The 19,859-nt window shown below is 68.4% G+C and carries 12 protein-coding genes; 7 read left to right on the forward strand and 5 right to left on the reverse strand.

The window, feature by feature from the left end:
- The first annotated feature begins 46 nt into the window (after positions 1 to 46).
- The 3 genes from EL288_RS18260 to EL288_RS18270 all read left to right on the forward strand — a co-directional run bounded on the left by EL288_RS18260 (position 47) and on the right by EL288_RS18270 (position 10,215).
- Positions 47 to 7,459: a retention module-containing protein gene (locus EL288_RS18260; RefSeq protein WP_126622001.1), complete on the forward strand. Its 7,413-nt coding sequence runs from the start codon at positions 47 to 49 to the stop codon at positions 7,457 to 7,459.
- An 80-nt stretch (positions 7,460 to 7,539) separates the two neighbouring features.
- Complete coding sequence (locus tag EL288_RS18265; protein WP_126622002.1) at positions 7,540 to 8,223, forward strand: transglutaminase-like cysteine peptidase; 684 nt, start codon at positions 7,540 to 7,542, stop codon at positions 8,221 to 8,223.
- Positions 8,224 to 8,238: 15 nt separating this feature from the next.
- Entirely contained in the window at positions 8,239 to 10,215 is a 1,977-nt protein-coding gene (locus EL288_RS18270) for a bifunctional diguanylate cyclase/phosphodiesterase (protein ID WP_003809044.1), read from the forward strand.
- Between the two features lie 48 nt (positions 10,216 to 10,263).
- On the opposite strand, the gene ycaC is transcribed toward EL288_RS18270, so the two are convergent.
- From ycaC to EL288_RS18295, 5 genes are all read right to left on the reverse strand, one after another.
- A complete protein-coding gene (gene ycaC / locus EL288_RS18275; RefSeq protein WP_003809041.1) occupies positions 10,264 to 10,890 on the reverse strand; it encodes an isochorismate family cysteine hydrolase YcaC in 627 nt (208 codons plus the stop codon).
- Between the two features lie 184 nt (positions 10,891 to 11,074).
- Positions 11,075 to 12,274 carry an amino acid aminotransferase gene (locus EL288_RS18280; protein ID WP_010926068.1) on the reverse strand — a complete coding sequence of 400 codons (1,200 nt, stop codon included), beginning with the start codon at positions 12,272 to 12,274 and terminating at the stop codon, positions 11,075 to 11,077.
- A 72-nt stretch (positions 12,275 to 12,346) separates the two neighbouring features.
- Entirely contained in the window at positions 12,347 to 13,039 is a 693-nt protein-coding gene (locus EL288_RS18285; RefSeq protein WP_003809037.1) for an HD domain-containing protein, read from the reverse strand.
- Positions 13,040 to 13,087: 48 nt separating this feature from the next.
- A complete protein-coding gene (locus EL288_RS18290; RefSeq protein WP_033450289.1) occupies positions 13,088 to 15,577 on the reverse strand; it encodes a heavy metal translocating P-type ATPase in 2,490 nt (829 codons plus the stop codon).
- Positions 15,578 to 15,676: 99 nt separating this feature from the next.
- Positions 15,677 to 16,045, reverse strand: coding sequence for a cupin domain-containing protein (locus tag EL288_RS18295; protein ID WP_126622003.1), 369 nt, complete (start codon positions 16,043 to 16,045; stop codon positions 15,677 to 15,679).
- A 286-nt stretch (positions 16,046 to 16,331) separates the two neighbouring features.
- Between EL288_RS18295 and EL288_RS18300 the strand changes: the two genes are divergently transcribed.
- Genes EL288_RS18300 through EL288_RS18315 form a run of 4 tightly spaced genes read left to right on the forward strand, consistent with a single transcriptional unit; the run spans position 16,332 to position 19,856 of the window.
- A complete protein-coding gene (locus tag EL288_RS18300; protein WP_003809025.1) occupies positions 16,332 to 17,258 on the forward strand; it encodes a VOC family protein in 927 nt (308 codons plus the stop codon).
- A gap of 43 nt (positions 17,259 to 17,301) precedes the next feature.
- Positions 17,302 to 18,312 (forward strand): zinc-binding dehydrogenase, encoded by a 1,011-nt coding sequence (locus EL288_RS18305; RefSeq protein WP_003809024.1) that lies wholly within the window; start codon positions 17,302 to 17,304, stop codon positions 18,310 to 18,312.
- Entirely contained in the window at positions 18,309 to 18,743 is a 435-nt protein-coding gene (locus tag EL288_RS18310) for a PaaI family thioesterase (protein ID WP_003809022.1), read from the forward strand. Before EL288_RS18305 ends, EL288_RS18310 begins: the two co-directional genes overlap by 4 nt.
- 36 nt (positions 18,744 to 18,779) lie before the next feature.
- Complete coding sequence (locus tag EL288_RS18315; RefSeq protein ID WP_003809021.1) at positions 18,780 to 19,856, forward strand: ABC transporter substrate-binding protein; 1,077 nt, start codon at positions 18,780 to 18,782, stop codon at positions 19,854 to 19,856.
- The last annotated feature ends 3 nt before the right edge of the window (positions 19,857 to 19,859 follow it).

A 19,859-nucleotide genomic window follows, 5' to 3' on the forward strand; every position in this document is an offset into this window, starting at 1 on the left:
GTCCGTACCATCATGGTCATCTCAGTCAATCCCGGAGTGGATCGCCATGGCCAATTCTTCCCCCGCTGTCGTCACCGCCGTCACCGGCCGTGCCTGGATACGCAACAGCGATGGTTCGCTGACCGAATTGCATGAAGGCAGCAAGGTGCCGCAGGGCAGCGACATCGTCACGGCCTCGGGCTCCACGGTGGCCCTGCAGGTCGATGGCGGCATGCCCCTGGTGATCGGCGAAGGGCGCGAAGTGGCCGTCACGCCGGACCTGAACGGCGGCGGCGGCGACGCTTCCGAGGCCGCGGTGGCCCTGCCGACCACGACCGACTCCGAACGCCTGCTGGCCGCCCTGCAGGATGGCCGCGATCCGTTCGACGAGCTGGATCCCACCGCCGCGGTCATCGGCGGCAGCGGCGACAGCGCCGGCAGCAGCTTCGTGCGCCTGGCCAAGATTCTCGAAAGCACCACCCCGATGGACCTGGCGTACCCGAATCCGGGCCGCGGCGAAGACGGTGTGCGCACCTTCCTGGGCGGCGCCACCGCCGGCGCCGATGACGAAGCCGCGCCCGCGCCCGCCAACCAGGCGCCCAACGCGCTGGACGACCTGGGCCAGACCCGCCAGGGCCAGGCGCTGCGCGGCAACCTGATGCTGAACGACTCGGATCCGGACGGCGATCCGCTGACCGTGGTGTCCGTCAATGGCCGGCCGATGACTTCCGGCGGCCTGACGCTGCCCGGCAGCGGCGGCGGCACGTTCACCGTGCAGCCCGACGGCTCGTACACCTTCGTGCCGGGCAATGAGCACCAGTCGTTGGGCGAAGGCCAGACGACCACCACCACCATCACCTATACGATTACCGACCCGTCCGGCGCGACCTCCACGGCCACGCTGACGGTCACCGTCACCGGCACCAACGACGCGCCCACGCTCACCCCGGGCGTGACCCTGGGCGACCAGGCCAACGACGACGGCGAGGCCATCGCCCCGGTCGACATCTCCGGCCAGTTCCAGGATATCGACAAGGGCGATACGCTGACCTTCACGGCCAATGGCCTGCCGCCGGGCCTGACCCTGGATCCGGCCACCGGCATCATCTCGGGCACGCTGGATAACTCCGCCTCGCAAGGCGGCAACAACGGCGTCTATACCGTCACCATCACGGCCACCGACTCGGGCGGCAAGAGCGTCAGCCAGACCTTCGAGTGGGACGTGACCAACCCCGCCCCGACCGCCGTGGCCGACACCGGCGCGACCGACGAGGACACCACCCTGACGGTCACCGACCCGGCCCAGGGCGTGCTCAGGAACGACACCGACCCGGACAACGACGACCTGCACGTCTCCGCGGTCAACGGCCAGCCCGCCAACGTCGGCGCGGCCATCGCCGGCGACAACGGCGGCACCTTCACGCTCAACGCCGACGGCACCTACACCTTCAACCCGGGTCCTGACTTCCAGAACCTGGCCAAGGACGCCACCGCCGAGACCTCCATCACCTACACCGTCTCCGACGGCGAAGGCGGCACCTCCTCGGCCACGCTGACGGTCACCGTCACCGGCACCAACGACGCGCCCACGCTCACCCCGAACGTCACCCTGGACGACCAGGCCAACAACGACGGCGAAGCCATCACCCCGGTCGACATCTCCGGCCAGTTCGAAGACGTCGACAACGGCGACACGCTGACCTTCACCGCCGACGGCCTGCCCCCGGGCCTGACCCTGGATCCGGCCACCGGCATCATCTCCGGCACGCTGGACAACTCGGCTTCGCAAGGCGGCGCGAACAATGACGGCGTCTACACCGTCGAGATCACCGCCACCGACGCCAACGGCGCCTCGGTCAGCCAGACCTTCGAGTGGGATGTGACCAACCCCGGCCCGACCGCCGTGGCCGACACCGGCGCGACCGACGAGGACACCACCTTGACGGTCACCGACCCGGCCCAGGGCGTGCTCAGGAACGACACCGACCCGGACAACGACGACCTGCACGTCTCCGCGGTCAACGGCCAGCCCGGCAACGTGGGCGCGGCCATCGCCGGCGACAACGGCGGCACCTTCACGCTCAACGCCGACGGCACCTATACCTTCAACCCGGGCCCTGACTTCCAGAACCTGGCCAAGGACGCCACCGCCGAGACCTCCATCACCTACACCGTCTCCGACGGCGAAGGCGGCACCTCCTCGGCCACGCTGACGATCACCGTCACCGGCACCAACGACGCGCCCACGCTCACCCCGAACGTCACCCTGGACGACCAGGCCAACAACGACGGCGAAGCCATCACCCCGGTCGACATCTCCGGCCAGTTCGAAGACGTCGACAACGGCGATACGCTGACCTTCACCGCCGACGGCCTGCCCCCCGGCCTGACCCTGGATCCGGCCACCGGCATCATCTCGGGCACGCTGGACAACTCGGCCTCGCAAGGCGGCGCGAACAATGACGGCGTCTACACCGTCGAGATCACCGCCACCGACGCCAACGGCGCCTCGGTCAGCCAGACCTTCGAGTGGGACGTGAACAACCCCGCCCCGACCGCCGTGGCCGACACCGGCACGACCGACGAGGACACCACCCTGACGGTCACCGACCCGGCCCAGGGCGTGCTCAGGAACGACACCGATCCGGACAACGACGACCTGCACGTCTCCGCGGTCAACGGCCAGCCCGGCAACGTCGGCGTGGCCATCGCCGGCGACAACGGCGGCACCTTCACGCTCAACGCCGACGGCACCTATACCTTCAACCCGGGCCCTGACTTCCAGAACCTGGCCAAGGACGCCACCGCCGAGACCTCCATCACCTACACCGTCTCCGACGGCGAAGGCGGCACCTCCTCGGCCACGCTGACGATCACCGTCACCGGCACCAACGACGCGCCCACGCTCACCCCGAACGTCACCCTGGACGACCAGGCCAACAACGACGGCGAGGCCATCACCCCGGTCGACATCTCCGGCCAGTTCGAGGACGTCGACAACGGCGATACGCTGACCTTCACCGCCGACGGCCTGCCCCCCGGCCTGACCCTGGATCCGGCCACCGGCATCATCTCGGGCACGCTGGACAACTCGGCCTCGCAAGGCGGCGCGAACAATGACGGCGTCTACACCGTCGAGATCACCGCCACCGACGCCAACGGCGCCTCGGTCAGCCAGACCTTCGAGTGGGACGTGACCAACCCCGGCCCGACCGCCGTGGCCGACACCGGCACGACCGACGAGGACACCACCCTGACGGTCACCGACCCGGCCCAGGGCGTGCTCAGGAACGACACCGATCCGGACAACGACGACCTGCACGTCTCCGCGGTCAACGGCCAGCCCGGCAACGTCGGCGTGGCCATCGCCGGCGACAACGGCGGCACCTTCACGCTCAACGCCGACGGCACCTACTCCTTCAACCCGGGCAATGCCTTCCAGCACCTGGCCCAGGGCGACAGTGTCGAGACGTCCATCAGCTACACGGTTTCCGACGGCGAAGGCGGCACCTCCACGACGACCCTCACGGTCACCGTAACGGGCGTCAACGACACCGGCGCGATCTCCGTGAACCTGGGCGCCGACGATGGCAAGGTGTACGAAGCCGGGCTGGACAATCCGGCCGACGACAGCGAAACCACCGGCGGCACGATCACCGTGTCGGCCAGCGACGGCATCAGCAGCGTCACCATCGGCGGCCAGACCTTCACGGTCGCGCAGCTGAGCGGCGACCTGAGCAGCCTGCCGGCCATCAATACGACCGAGGGCACGCTGACGATCACGGGCTATACGCCTTCGGCCGACGGCAAGAGCGCCGACATCACGTTCAGCTACACGCTGAACGAGGCGCAGACGCACAGCCAGCCGGGCAATGACACCATCACCGACAACATCGGCGTCACGGTCACCGGCAACGGCGACAGCGAAACGAGCAGCTCGTTCAATATCACCATCGTCGATGACGTGCCGACGTTCCAGACGGTGACCGATACCGTGCTGGCCAACGAGGCGGGCCAGACGCAGACCGGCACGCTGGAGTTCGAAAGCGGCGCCGACGGCGTGGGTTCGCTGAACATCACCGGCATCACCGGCCTGCCGAACGACTGGACGACGAGCGCGATGAACAACGCGTCCGTCAACATCTTCTCGCCGGACGGCACGCACGTGTTCACGGTCACGCTGAACACCGACGGCACCTATACGGTCGATCAGCTGGCGACCCGGCCCGGAACGACCGAGTCCGTGAACATGGGTTCGCAGATCACCAACTCGCCGCAGGCCAGCTACGACTTCGGCATTGCATCGGTAACGGTGCTGCACAGCAACCAGCAGGCACAGTTCAACGGCAAGGGATCGAACGTTCCGAACGTCAGCCATGAGTTCGGCATCGGCAATACCTGGTTCGAAGGCGGCGAAAGTTTCCAGATGACCTTTGAGTCCCCCATGCTGAACTTCAACTTCGGCATCGCCACGGTGAACAACCCGGGGTCGGTGAAGGTCACGCTGTTCGACGGCGTCAATACGCTGACTCTCACGGTTCCGGTCAATGCGGGCGATACGTCGCTGAGCATCACGCAGGACCAGATCCAGGCAGCCGCGGCCGCCGCGGTCCCGCCGATCTCGTTCGGCGAGTTCAGCACCGCGACCCTGGAAGGCGTCGGCGGCCTCAAGGTCTCGCTGACGACGCTGTCGTACACCAACAGCGTGCCGGCCGATGACATGGACTTCACGGTACACGTCACCGGCACCGACGGCGACGGCGACCCCGCGCAGACTGAATTCGACGTCACCTCCGGCGCCGAGGCGGCCGTCGTGGACGCGTTCAACCGGGTCATGGAAGACTCGGGCGATACCGTCGGCGGCTCGGTCATGCTCTCCACGGCGCTCGCCGTCGTGAGCGTGTCCGTCAACGGCACGGACGTCACGAACGCCACGGCGGGCAACCCGGTCACCTTCCACACCGGCAAGGGCACGCTGGTCGTGACCGGCTACGACCCGCAGACCGGCGCGCTGAGCTACACCTACACCGAGAAGGGCCAGGCCCATAACCACGGCAACGGCAAGAACAGCGTGCACGACGACTTCACGGTCACGGTCACGGACAGCGACGGCCAGGAGCGCAGCGGCGACCTGGTCATCCAGATCCTGGACTCGGTGCCGACGGCGCACGCCGACCTGGACAACGTCACCGAAGGCGTGACCCAGAACGTGTCCGCCGCCGACGGCGTGCTGGCCAACGACACCAGCGCCGACGGCTGGCACCATGCCGGCGCCATCGTGGGCGTGGCGGCCGGCGATACCGGCGCCATCTCGCACGGCAAGGTGGGCCAGGCCATCGACGGCCTGTACGGCAAGCTGACGCTCAATGCCGATGGCAGCTACAGCTACAAGGCCAACGCCAGCGGCCAGGGCGCCTTGCCGGGCGACGGCCAGGACGTGTTCACCTACACGGTGCGCGACGCCGACGGCGACCTGACCTCCACCACGCTGACGATCAACATCGACCAGTTCGTGGCCGGATCCAACGACAACAACACCATCACCGGCGGCGCCGGCAACGATGTGATGCTGGGCGACCAGGGCGGCATCAAGCAGAACGTGACCGCGGGCACCAGCTACAACATCGCGCTGGTGCTGGACCTGTCCGACTCGATGAACGACAAGTGGGGTTCGGGCTCGAACAAGCCGACCCGCCTGCAAACCGCCAAGGACGCGCTCAAGGCCCTGCTGGAGAACCAGCTGGCCGTCCATGACGGCGAAATCAACGTGTCGCTGATCACCTTCAACGGCTCCAGCAGCGCGCTGAAGAAGTCGATCACGGGCCTGACGCCGGAAAACGTCGATGAGATGGTCGACATCCTGATGGGCCTGAAGGCCAGCAGCACCACGCCGTACGGCGCGGCGTTCGACCGGACAACGCAGTGGTTCGAAGGCCAGCCCACGGTGGACAGCGAGGGCAAGCCCTACAAGAACCTGACGTTCTTCCTGACCGACGGCGAACCCAGCACCGAGTGGAGCTACAACCGCGACAACGAATTCGCCGAGCTGGCCGCGATCAGCGATGTGCATGGCATCGGGATCGGCTCGGGCGTTTCCACGTCCACGCTGAACAAGTACGACAACACCGGCGGCTACTACACGGGCGGCCAGGAAACCCACGTCAACTTCTCCGGCAACTCGAACGCCAACAACGTCAACACCTGGGACAAGGACGGCACCGGCACGGTGACCAAGAACGACAACGCGATGCGTATCACGGATACGACCGCGGATGGCCAGGCGTTCAAGGTAACCATGAACCCCGACCACAGGATGAACGTCACCAGCGCCGGCGGCGCCTCGTTCAGCTTCGCGCTCAGCATGGGCAACAAGAACCCGGCCGACAAGTTCGAATGGGTCCTGATGAAGTGGGACGGCACGCAGTGGAACGAGGTCGAGCGCGGCACCGACGCCAGCACTCGCACGGGTATCCACGGCCCCGGCCAGTACGGATTCCAGTTCATCGTCAACGACAACAGCGGCGGCGGCCAGTTCTATGCCACCGTGGACACCATCCGCAGCTACACGTCGGGCCGCACCGGCAACTCGCAGACCGTGCTCGATCCGTCGGACCTCGAGTCGGCCCTGATCGGCGGCAGCCAGAGCACCGAGCTGGCGCCGGTCGGCAACGACAAGCTGTATGGCGGCGACGGCAACGACATCCTGTTCGGCGACGCGATCAACACCGACAACCTGCCGTGGGGCGTGGCGGGCAATCCGGCCAAGCCGGCCGACCTGCCCAACGGTTCGGGCCTGGAGGCGCTCAAGGACTTCCTGTTCCTCAAGAACGGCGTGCAGCCCACCGATGCCGACTTGCACAAGTACATCTCGGAGAACCACGCGCTGTTTGACGTGGATGGCGATACGCGCGGCGGCAACGACGAGCTGCATGGCGGCGCCGGCAACGACATCCTGTACGGCCAGGGCGGCAACGACAAGCTGTACGGCGGCGACGGCGACGACATCCTGTATGGCGGCGCGGGCACCGACGAACTGCGCGGCGGCGCCGGCAGCGACGAGCTGCATGGCGGCGAAGGCAAGGATCTGCTGATCGGCGGCCAGGGCGATGACATCCTGTACGGCGGTGACGGCAGCGACACCTTCAAGTGGGAGCTCAACGACCAGGGCGTGGTGGGCGCGCCGGCGCGCGACACGATCAAGGACTTCTCCAACGCCGACATTGCCGACGGCGGCGACGTGCTGGACCTGGGCGAGCTGCTGCAGGGCGAGAACAGCGGCAACCTGACGCAGTTCCTGAAGTTCTCCAGCGATGGGCAGGACACGGTGATCCAGGTCAACACCCAGGGGCATGTCAACACCCAGGGCGCGGACCAGACCATCGTGCTGGAGAACATCGACCTGACCGCTGGCGGCACCAAGGACGACGCCGCCATCATCCAGGACCTGCTCAGCCGCCACAAGCTGCAAGTTGACCAGTAAGCCCGGTGCGCGGGCGGCTCGCCGCAAGGCGTGCCGCCCGCCGGCGGCGCGGGAACGCGGAAAATGTCAAAATATGTTTCATGCCATTGTCCACCCGTCCCCGTAAAGCGCCGCGCCTGGCGCTGGCAACCCTGCTGAGCCTGGCTTGCGGGTGGGGTGGCGTCCACGCGCTCGATGTCGATACCGGCAAGTTGCAAAGCCTGGCGGCCAGCCGCTACGGCGCGCGCGGCGCGCGCGCCGTGGACGACTGGCTGCAATTGCTGCGCAACGACACCTCCGCCAGCGAAGCCAACCAGCTGGCGCGCGTCAACGCGTTCTGGAACCAGCGCGTGCTGTCCGGCGAGGACACGCACATCTGGGGCCGCGCCGATTACTGGGCCACGCCGCTGGAAACCCTGGGCAAGGGGGCCGGCGACTGCGAGGACTATGTCATCGGCAAGTATTTCTCGCTGATCTCGCTGGGCGTGCCCACCGAGAAGCTGCGTTTCATCTATGTGCGGGCCCGCATCGGCGGACCGTACAGCAATCAACAGATCGCGCACATGGTGCTGGGCTACTATCCCACGCCCAACGCCGTGCCGCTGGTGCTCGACAGCCTGATCTCGACCATCATGCCGGCCAACGAGCGGCGCGACCTGACGCCCGTTTTCAGTTTCAATGCCGACGGCGTCTACGTCGACGGCAAGCAGGCCAGCCCGGTGGACCGGCTCAGCCGGTGGCGCGACCTGCTCCTGCGCATGGAGCGCGAGGGCCTGCGGCCCTGAGATCCAGGAAATCCTATGTCCATACTTCGTCGACTGCTGCTCAGCCTTACCCTCGCCATCGGGATCATCCTGCTGGGCACGCTCGTGCTGAGCATCAACGCGGCGCGCGGCTATCTGTCCGACCAGTTGCAGGTACAAAGCACCGACGCCGCCGTATCGCTGGCGCTGTCGCTGTCACAGCCGGCCAACAACGACCCGGTGACGCAGGAGCTGCTGGTGTCCGCGCTGTTCGACGGCGGGCATTTCTCGCTGGTGCGGCTGGCCGACCCGCAGGGCGCGGTCATGGTCGAGCGCGGCGCCCAGCCGGCGGCCAGCGTGCCGGCCTGGTTCCAGGCGCTGGCCCCGCTGGCCAACCGCGCGGCCAGCCACGCGGTCAGCGATGGCTGGCGCCAGATCGGCGAGGTCACCCTGGTCGCCAACGACGCCTACGCCTGGGAAACCCTGTGGGCCAGCAGCCTGCGCATGGCGGCGCTGATCATGGGCGCGGGGGTGCTGTGGGCCTTGTTCGCCTTCGCGCTGGTGCGCTGGATCGAGAAGCGCCTGCTGTTCCAGGTGAGCGAACAGGTGCGCGCCATCGACAGCCGAGCCAGCGGCGAACAGGCGTTCGCGCGCGTGGCGGAGTTCTCCGGCATCGTCGACGCCCTGGCGCAGACGCGCGAACGCGTGCGCGCCACGGCCGAGGAACAGAGCAGCCGCATCGAATCGCTGGAAGTGGAGCTGAACCAGGACCCGGTCACCGGCCTGGCCAACCGCAAGTACTTCATCAATGAATTCCGCCGCGCCCTGGACGAAAAGCCGGCCGACTCGCCGGCGTTGCCGGCGCGCCTGTCGAGCGCCGGCGGCCATGTGCTGGTGTTCCGCCAGCGCGACCTGACGGCCCTGAACCGGCACATGCCGCGCCAGTTCATCGACCAGTGGCTGCAATCGGTGTGCCAGCGCATCAGCGCCCTGGTCACCGCCCAGGGCCTGGCGCAGTCGCTGGTGGCCCGCCTGAACGGCTCGGACTTCGCCGTGCTGCTGCCGCATTGCGCCGCGCCGCAGGCCCAGGTCATCGCCGACCTGGTGCGCGCCGAGCTGCGCACGCTGCGCATTCCGGTGGGCGAAGGCGGCCTGTGCCGCTGGGCCATGGCGCTGGCCGATTATGCGCCGGGCACGCAGTTCAACGGCGTGCTGGCGCGGCTGGATTTCGGCCTGACCCGCGCCGAAAGCGCCGGCGACGACCATGCCGTGCTGGTCGGCCCCGACAATGCCGACCCGTTTTCCGCCGCCGGCCAGTCGGCCTGGATGGATGCCCTGGTCACCGCGCTCGACCAGCAACGCTTCAGCCTGGCATTCGAGCCGCTGCACGCCGTGGACGGGCGGCTGGTGCGCATGGAAGCCATGCTGATGCTGCACAACGACGATGCGCGCGAACCGATACCGGCGATGCTGTTCATCCCGGCCGCGGTGCGGCTGAACCTGTCGGCCGAGTGCGACCTGCAGGCCGTGCGCCTGGCGCTGGACTGGCTGGCCGCCCAGCCGGGCGAGCTGGCGGTGCGGCTGTCGCTGCCCTCGCTGGGCAAGCGCAGCTTCCTGCGCCAGCTGGAGCTGATGCTGGCCGACCGGCGCGCCCAGGTGGGCCGCCTCTACCTGGAGGTGGACGCGCACGGGCTGGTCGACCGCGAGGGCGACGTGATCGCGCTGGAGCGCATCGCCGCGCATTTCGGCGCGCACGTCGGCCTGCGCCGCCTGGCCCAGCAATTCGGCGCCATGTCGCGCCTGCATTCGCTGCCGCTGGCCTATGTGAAACTGGGCGGCGGCTTCGTGGGCGGCATGTCGCAAAGCCCGGGCAGCCGCCAGCTGGCCGGCTCGGTCATCGATACCGCGCGGGCGCTGAATATCGACGTATACGCCGAAGACGTGCCGGATGCGGCCACGCGCGACATCCTGGCGAGCATGGGCGTGGAAGTGATGCGCGGCCCGGGCGTGACGCCGCCGCCGGCGCAGGAGTGAAACCGCGCCCCGGGCCGGCGCGCACGCCGGGCCGGGACGCGGCGCCGCTTACTTGCCGCCCTTGACGGTGGTGTAGGCGGCGATGAGGTTGCGATAGTCGGGAATGTGGCTGGAGAACAGCGCGCCCAGGCCCTCGATGTCGTTGCGCCAGTCGCGATGCAGTTCGCAGGCCACGCCGAACCAGGTCATGAGCTGGGCGCCGGCCTGCTCCATGCGGCTCCAGGCCGAATGGCGCGTGACTTCGTTGAAGGTGCCCGAGGCATCGGTCACCACGAACACCTCATAGCCTTCCTCGATGGCCGAGAGGGCCGGAAAAGCCACGCACACCTCGGTCACCACCCCGGCGATCAGCAGCTGCTTCTTGCCGGTGGCCTTGACCGCCTTGACGAAGTCCTCGTTGTCCCAGGCGTTGATCTGGCCGGGGCGGGCGATATACGGCGCCTCGGGGAACTGGTCCTTCAGTTCCTGCACCAGCGGACCGTTGGGGCCGTCCTCGAAACTGGTGGTGAGGATGGTCGGCAGCTTGAAATACGTGGCCAGGTCGGCCACGGCCAGCACGTTGTTCTTGAACTTGTCGGGGTCGATGTCGCGCACCAGCGACAGCAGGCCGACCTGATGGTCGACCATCAGCACGGCGACGTTGTTCTTGTCCAGCTTGGCATAGCGCTTGCCCATGATGTGCTCCTTCGTGGGTACACAGGATTCGCGCGCCGCGGCAGGGTGGGCCCGGCGCGCGCGTTGAACAGGAGTACAAGATAAGGCCGGCGCCCGGCTTCCGCCTAGATGCGGGATCGGCCCCTCAGCGTCCCAAATACAGAACGCTGGGAGACCGTCCGCCGTTTCGGAGATTGCCCGTGAACTAGCCGCGCGCCAGCACGCTGGCGATGGCGTCGGCGGCCACCGCCACGTTGTCGCGGTTCAGGCCCGCCACGCACATGCGGCCCGAGCGCAGCAGATACACGCCCTGGTCGCGCCGCAAGGTCTCGACCTGCTCGGCGCCCAGGCCGGTGTAGGTGAACATGCCGCGCTGCGACAGGTAGCGCTGCAGCATGCGCGGCTCGACGCGGCCGGCCAGGCCGTCATGGATGGCGCGCCGCATCGCCTGGATACGCTCGCGCATGGCGCCCAGCTCGGCCTCCCACGATTGCCGCAGCGCCGGCGTGCCCAGCACCTGGGCGACGATGCGCGCGCCATGGGTAGGCGGGTTGCTGTAGATGGCGCGGATGGTGCTGGTCAGCTGGCCCAGCACGCAGCCAGCCTGCTCGGCGGTTTCGCACACCACGCTCAGCCCGCCGCAGCGCTCGCCGTACAGCGAGAAATTCTTCGAGAACGAGTTGGCCACCACACAGGTCACGCCCGCCTCGGCGATGGCCCGCACGGCATAGGCGTCGTCGTCCAGGCCATCGCCGAAGCCCTGGTAGGCCATGTCGACGAAGGCGATCAGGCCGCGCTCGCGCAGCACCGGAATCAGCGCGTCCCACTGGGCGCGATCGAGGTCCACGCCGGTCGGGTTGTGGCAGCAGGCGTGCAGCAGCACGACGCTGCCGGCCGGCAGGCCGCCCACCGTGGCCAGCATTTCGTCAAAGCGCAGGCCGCCGCTGGCGTCGTCGTAATAGGGATAGGTGTGCACCGCGAAGCCGGCGCCCTCGAAAATGGTGCGATGGTTTTCCCAGCTCGGGTCGCTGACCCAGACTTCCGACTTGGGAAAATAGCGCTTGAGGAAGTCGGCGCCCACTTTCAGCGCGCCCGACCCGCCCAGCGTCTGCACCGTGGCGATACGGCCGGCGCGGCGCGCGGCGCTGCCGGCGCCGAACACCAGCTCCTGCACCAGGTCGCGATAGGCCGGCAGGCCGGCCATCGGCAGGTAGGGGCGCGGCCCGATATCGGCCAGCAGCGCGGCCTCGGCCTCGCGGGCGGCGGCCATGACGGGGATGCGGCCGGCTTCGTCGAAATAGATGCCGATGGTCAGGTTGACCTTGCCGGCCCGGGGATCTTTCTGGAAATCCTCGTTCAGGCTGAGGATGGGGTCGCCCGGATAGGCTTGAACGTGCTCGAACATGGAACGGCTTCCTGCAATGAATAACGGCGCGGGCACGCCCGCGCCCGCGGATACCGATACGGTAACAGGATTTTATCGAAGCTGGCCGCCGCCCCACTGCGCCGCGAAGGCGGCGCGGAAGTCGCGCAGCCACGCCAGGCGCTGCTCGCCCAGGCGGCGGCCGGCCTCGGTCTGCATGCCGTGCGGCAGGCGGGCCAGCTTGGCCTCGATGTGGTCCAGGGTATAGCGGCTGTCGTCGAGCGCGCGCTGCGCGGCCAGCGGATCGGACGGATGGGCCAGCGCGCGGCCCAGGCTGCCGCCCACATGGAACATGCGCGCCAGTCCCACCGGGCCGAGCGCGTCCAGGCGGTCGGCGTCCTGCACGATGCGCGCCTCGATGGTGCGCGGCGCGATGCCGGCCGAGAAACTGTGCGCTTCGATGGCGTGCGCCACCGCGTCCAGCCGCGCGGCCGGAAAGCCCGCCCGCGCCAGGCGCTCGCGCGCCGCCGCGGCGGCCTGGCGCGACGCCAGGTGGCGCTCGGGATGGTTCTTGGGCAGGTTGACCAGATCGTGCAGGTAGCTGGCGGCCAGCACGACCAGCGCGTCGGCCTCGGGATGCGCCTGCAGCATGGCGCGCGCCGCGTCCCACACCCGCCGCAGGTGGCCCAGGTCATGCGCGGCGTCGTCCTGGCCGGCGGCCGCGGCAATCGCGGCCAGGCGCGGCCGCCAGTGGTCGAGGGTGGCGCAATCCACCGCGCCTGCCGCGCCATCGCCAGGGTTTGTCATCGTCCGGACCTCCGTGCGGGGCCGCCGCGACGGCCCGAAACGGGGATCTTAACGCGCCGCGAACGGCGCGGCGAAGCGGCGCAGCCGCAGCGCGTTGCTCAGCACGAACACGCTGGACAGCGCCATCGCGCCAGCCGCGAACACCGGCGACAGCAGGCTGCCGTTGACCGGATACAGCACGCCGGCGGCCACCGGGATCAGCGCCACGTTGTAGGCGAAGGCCCAGAACAGGTTCTGCCGGATGTTGGCCATGGTGGCCTGCGACAGCGCGATGGCGTTGGGCACGCCGCCCAGGTCGCCCGACATCAGCACCACGTCGGCCGCCTCGATGGCGATGTCGGTGCCGGTGCCGATGGCGATGCCCACGTCGGCCTCGGCCAGCGCCGGCGCATCGTTGATGCCGTCGCCCACATAGGCCAGCGCGCCGTGCTCGGCCTTCAGGCGCTTGACCGCGTCGACCTTGCCGTCCGGCAGCACTTCGGCGATGACCTCGTCGATGCCCAGCTGGCGCGCGATCGCCTCGCCGGTGCGGCGGTTGTCGCCCGTGATCATGGCCACTTTCAAGCCCAGGCCATGCAGGGCGCGGATGGCCGCGGCGGTGGTGTTCTTGATGGGATCGGCCACCGCGATCATGGCCGCCAGGCGGCCGTCGATGGCGGCGTACAGCGGCGTCTTGCCCTCGTCGCCCAGGCGCGCCGCCTCGGCGGCGAACACGGCCACGTCCAGCCCCAGCCGCGCCATGTAGCGGTCGGCGCCGATCTCGACCCGCGCGCCGTCGACCCGCGCCGCCACGCCGTAGCCGGTGATCGACTCGAACGCCTCGATCGCGCCCGGCCGGGCGCCCTCGACCTGCGCGGCATCGACGATGGCGCGCGCGATGGGGTGCTCGGACTTGGCCTCGACCGCGGCCACCTTGCCCAGCACCGCCGCGCGCTCGAAGCCTTCGGCCAGCACCAGGTCGGTCAGCTCGGGGCGGCCCTTGGTGAGGGTGCCGGTCTTGTCCACCGCCACCACGCGGGCGTCCTTGAGCGCCTGCAGCGCCTCGCCCTTGCGAAACAGCACGCCCAGCTGCGCGGCGCGCCCGGTGCCCACCATGATGGAGGTGGGCGTGGCCAGCCCCATGGCGCACGGGCAGGCGATGATGAGCACCGCGACCGCGTTGACCAGCGCGAAGGTCAGCGCCGGATCGGGGCCGAACACGAACCAGATGGCGAAGGTCGCCAGGGCCACGGCCATGACCGCCGGCACGAACCACATGGTGATGCGGTCCACCAGCGCCTGGATGGGCAGCTTGGAGCCCTGGGCCTGCTCGACCATGCGGATGATCTGCGCCAGCACGGTATCGCCGCCCACCTTGGTGGCGCGCAGCGCCAGCGCGCCGTTCTGGTTGACCGTGCCGCCCACGATCTCGGCGCCCGGCTGCTTCTCGACCGGCACGGGCTCGCCGCTGATCATGGACTCGTCCACGAAGCTGGTGCCCTCGATCACCTGGCCGTCCACCGGCACGCGCTCGCCCGGCCGCACTTCGACCACGTCGCCCGCCGCCACCTGCGCGATCGGCACTTCCACGGTGGCGCCGTCGCGCCGCACGCGCGCCGTCTTGGCCTGCAGGCCCATCAGGCGCTTGATCGCCTCGGAGGTGTTGCCCTTGGCGCGCGCCTCCAGATAGCGGCCCAGCAGGATCAGCGCCACGATGACCGCGGCGGCCTCGTAATAGACGTTGACCGTGCCCGGCGGCAATACGCCGGCGGCGAACGTGGCGATGACCGAATACGCATAGGCGGCCGCCGTGCCCACGGCCACCAGCGAGTTCATGTCGGGCGCGCCGCGCAGCAGCGCCGGCACCCCCTTGCGGAAAAAGCGCAGCCCCGGGCCGAACAGCACGATGGAGGCCAGCACGAACTGGATGTACCAGCTGTTCTGCACGCCGATGCTGCCGGCCACGGCATGGTGGAAGGCCGGGATCATGTGCGAGCCCATTTCCAGCACGAACACGGGCAGCGCGAACACCGCGGCCACGATCAGCGCGCGGCGCAGGCCCTGCAGTTCGGCCGCCTGGCGCCGGGCCGCGGCATCGGCGGCGGCGCCGCCCGGATCCAGCGGGCGGGCCTCGTAGCCGGCGGCGGCCACCGCCTGGACCAGCGCCTGCGGCGCCACCGCGCCCGCGATTTCGACATGGGCGCGTTCGGTCGCCAGGTTGACGCTGGCCGCGCGCACGCCCGGCACCGCCTTCAGCGCGCGCTCGACCCGCCCCACGCACGAAGCGCAGGTCATGCCGGAGACGGCCAATTCCATGGTGCTGGCGGCCACGGCGTAGCCGGCCTGCTCGACCGCCTGCACCGCCGCGCCGACATCCGGCGCGCCGGCAAAGCGCACGTCGGCGCGCTCGGTGGCCAGGTTGACCACCGCGTCGCTGACGCCCGGCACCGCCTTCAGCGCGCGCTCGACACGCCCCACGCACGAGGCGCAAGTCATGCCCTCGATAGGCAGGCTGATGGCGCCCGTCGAGGGCGCGCCGGCTAGGGAACTGGCATTCATCATGGCTCCTTCAAACAATGGGATTCGACAACATGACCCCACTGTAGACCTTGCCATGATTGGAAGGTCAAGCGTCCGCGGCGCGCGGCGCCGTGCGCCTTACGCCAGATGCGTGACGAAATAGATCTTCTTGACGTGGCGGTCCACTTCCCAGTGGCCGGTATAGCCTTCGGGCATGATGAAGGCGTCGCCCGCCTTGACCGCGTGGACCGTGCCGTCCGGGTCCACCAGGCGCGCCTCGCCCTCGATGATGTGGCAGTACTCGATGTAGCCGGTGGTGTTGGACTGGAAGCTGCCGCTGGTGCTCTCCCACACGCCGGACTCGACCTTGCCCTGCCCGCCCTCGAAGGCGGTCACCGTGCGAAACGACGCGTCGCCGGCAATGGGCCGGCTGGGCTTGCCCGCCACCGGGTTGATCATGGGGCCCGTATCGATGCGGACCAGGCGCGATTTGTCGTGTTGCGGCATGGGTTCCCTTTGCAAGTTCACTGGAAGGCCAGCACCGCCACTGCGGCGGCCCGGAACCGGACTATAGCCAATCACGGCTCTGGCAGGCGCGGCGCGCCCGCCGCGGGCCTCTATATGCCTAAAGCGTATAAACACCAGCCTAAAATTTCATGGAAAACCCTAGTTTTAGTATGCGAAACTCAGGTCAAACTCCGTTCTGGAAAAAAAAACTACTTTTCCGGGATTTCGCAGTTTTCATGAGCACGTTATTTCGCCGCGCGCCGCGTACCATCATTGCTGCCCGCGATTGACCTCGCACTCTACCGACCACGACACCATCGGCATGCCCAACCTGAACCTCAGCCTCGACCATACCGGATTGATCGTCTTCAAGCTGGAAGACGCGCGCCAGGCCTTCGAACGCCTGGGCTTCACCCTCACGCCGCGCAGCATGCACGCCGGCGCGCTGACCCCGGGCGGCCCGGTGGTGCCCTGGGGATCGGGCAACCATTGCGCCATGTTCCGCAACGGCTACTTCGAACTGCTGGGACTGGTGGAGCCGGACAAGCCCAGCACCGCGCGCCGCATGCTGGACCGCTACGAAGGCCTGCACATCGTGGCCATGGACTGCGAGTCGGCCGACGCCATGCACCCGCAGCTGACGGCGGCGGGCGTGCCGGCGCCGGCGCCGGCCACGCTGGAGCGCGACGCGGCCTTCGGGCCGGCCAACGACCAGACCCGGCGCGCGCGCTTTCGCAACATCAACCTGGATGGCGAGGCCTATCCCGAGGCGCGCTTCATCGTCATCGAGCACGGCACGCGCGACGTGCTGTGGCAGCCCCACCTGCTCGACCACCCGAACGGCGCCACCGGCCTGGCGGCCATGTATTTCGCCGCCGCCGACCTGTCGGCCACGCTGGAGCGCTTCCAGCGCCTGCTGGGCACGCCCAGCGCGCACGGCGACGCCTATTGCTTCGAGCTGCGGCGCGGCCGCTTCTGGGTCATGTCCGAGGCGGCCATGCGCGAGCACTGTCCGGTGCTGGCCGACGGCCCCGTGCACCGGGTCGCCGCCGCCTGCATCGAGGTCCGGTCGCTGCCGGCGCTGCAGGAATACCTGCAAGCCCGCCAGATCGATTACGTCGCCGCCCCGTACCTGGACGGGGCCGCGCCGTCCATCTGGGTGGCGCCCGCGCAGGCCAGCTGCGCGGCGCTGCAATTCATCCAGGCCCGATAACCTTCCAATAACACCCAATAACCCCTTCCTGACAGGAAAAGCAATGAGAGCAGCAGTCATTTACGAACACGGTGGTCCCGGCAGCATCAAGTACGAGACCGCCTTCCCCGACCCGGTCGCCAAGCCCGACGAGGTCATCCTCAAGGTCGGCGCGGCCACGCTGAACTACCACGACGTGTTCACCCGCAACGGCATGCCCGGCATCACGGTGCCCATGCCCATCATCATGGGCCTGGACTTCGCCGGCGAAGTCGTCGAGGTCGGCGCGGACGTCAAGGACTGGAAGGTCGGCGACCGCGTGCTGGTCGACCCGTCGGACCGCAAGACCTTCGGCGGCGTCATCGGCGAAGCGCGCCACGGCGGGCTGGCCGAGTACTGCGCGGTGCCCGACCACCACCTGGTGCGCCTGCCCGACGACGTCAGCTTCGAGACCGCCGCCTGCCTGCCGGTGGCCTACGGCACCGCCTGGCGCATGATGCAGACCATCGGCAAGATCCAGTCCGGCGAACGCGTGCTCATCCTGGGCGCCTCCGGCGGGGTCGGCACCTGCTGCGTGCAGCTGGCCAAGATGGCCGGCGCCGAGGTCGTCGCGGCGGCCTCCAGCCCCGAGAAGCTGGCGCGCCTGACCGAGCTGGGAGCCGATCACGTGATCGACTACAAGCAGGAAGACTTCATGAAGGCGATCTTCGCCAAGTTCGGCAAGCCGCACCGCCGCCTCTACGAGAACGGCGTGGACGTGGTGGTCAACTTCACCGGCGGCGACACCTGGGTCAAGTCGCTGCGCACGCTGCACCGCAACGGCCGCGTGCTGACCTGCGGCGCCACCGCCGGCTACGACCCCAAGGAAGACCTGCGCTTCATCTGGAGCTACGAGCTGCAGATCCTGGGCTCGAACGGCTGGACCCGCGACGAACTGATCGCCCTGCTCGAGCAGGTGCGCGCCGGCAAGCTGCAACCCATCATCGACCGCACCTACGGGCTGGCCGATATCAACGACGCGTTCCGTCAACTCGAAGACCGCCAGGTCTTCGGCAAAATCCTGGTGAAACCATGAGTCAGCAAGCCGCACGCAAACTGGAGAAGGCCGACATCGAGGCCATCTTCGCCCGTTCCCGGTTCATCAGCGCGATGAACCTGGAGATCCTCGACATCGACCATGCCGGCTCGCGCTTCTCGGTGCGCATGCCGCTGCAGGACACCTACGAGCGCGGCGCTCCCGGCACCAAGCAGTTCCACGGCGGCGCGCTGGCGGCGCTGATCGACGTGGTCGGCGACTTCGCCATCGGCATGCTGGTGGGCGGCGGCGTGCCGACCATGAACCTGCGCATCGACTACCTGCGTCCCGCCGTGGGCGACTACGTGGACGGCGTGGCCGTGGTCCGCAAGGCCGGCAAGTCGGCCGCGGTGGTCGATATCGACATCCTGTGCCCGGCCGGCAAGCTGGTGGCCATCGGGCGCGGCACCTATGTGCCGATCACGGGCTGAATTTCCGCAAACCGACCGAACCTGAAGGAGCCGAACATGCTGCTTGTACCGAGTAACCTTGCGCGGGCCGCCTGCGCCATTGTGATGTCCACGGTGTTGTACTCCCCGGCGCATGCCGAACTGACCAAGCTGAGATACGGCAACGTCACCGACATGACGCTGTCGCAGGCGCCCATGGTCGCCGCCAAGCAGCTCGGCTACTTCAAGGAAGAGGGCCTGGATGTGGAGCTGATGGGCTTCAAGGGCACGGGCACCCTGATCCCGCAGATGCTCGCCAAGCGGGTGGACATCGGCTATCCCAACCCGGACACGCTGATCATTTCGCGCGCGCCGGGCAAGGACAAGCTGCCGCTGAAGTTCTTCTACAACGCCACCCGCGCCTCGGGGTGGGAGTTCGCCGTGCTGGCGGACTCGCCCCTGAAGTCGCTCAAGGACCTCGACGGCCGCAAGGTCGGCGTGGGCGCGATGACCTTCGGCAACGTGCCCATCACCAAGGCCGAGTTCAAGGAACTGGGCATCGACGCGAGCATGGTGCCGGTGGGCATCGGCAGCGCCGCCTTCCTGGCGCTGCAGAACAAGCAGATCGACGCGCTCAACCTGTTCGATTCGCAGCACGCCACGCTGGAGACGCAGGGCACCGCCATCCGGCGCCTGCCGCAGTTGCCGCGCTACGAGGCGCTGTTCAGCAATGGCATGGTGGCGCACGAGGACATGATCCGCGACAAGCCCGAGGTGCTGGCCGGATTCGGCCGGGCCATGGCCAAGGCCACCGTGTTCTGCGAGACCAACCGCGAGGCCTGCGTGCGGCTGTTCTGGAAGGAATACCCCAACACCAAGCCGGCCGGCGACGACGCCAAGGTGCTGGCCGACAGCGTCAAGGTGTTCTCGGCGCGCTTCAACAAGATGCTGGTGTTCCCGGAAGGCAAGCCGCGCCAGTGGGGTCAGTACAATCCGGATACCTGGCGCGACTTCGCCGCCGCCCTGCACGAAGGCGGGCAGCTCGAAACGCTCGACGTGGACCTGGACAGCGTCTATACGAATGCGTTCGTGGACAAGTTCTCCGACTTCGACACGGCTGCCGTGCAGGCGCAGGCCAAGGCGTTCAAGGACTAGGAG

The organism is Bordetella bronchiseptica (assembly GCF_900636925.1).
GTDB classification, from domain to species: domain Bacteria; phylum Pseudomonadota; class Gammaproteobacteria; order Burkholderiales; family Burkholderiaceae_B; genus Bordetella; species Bordetella pertussis.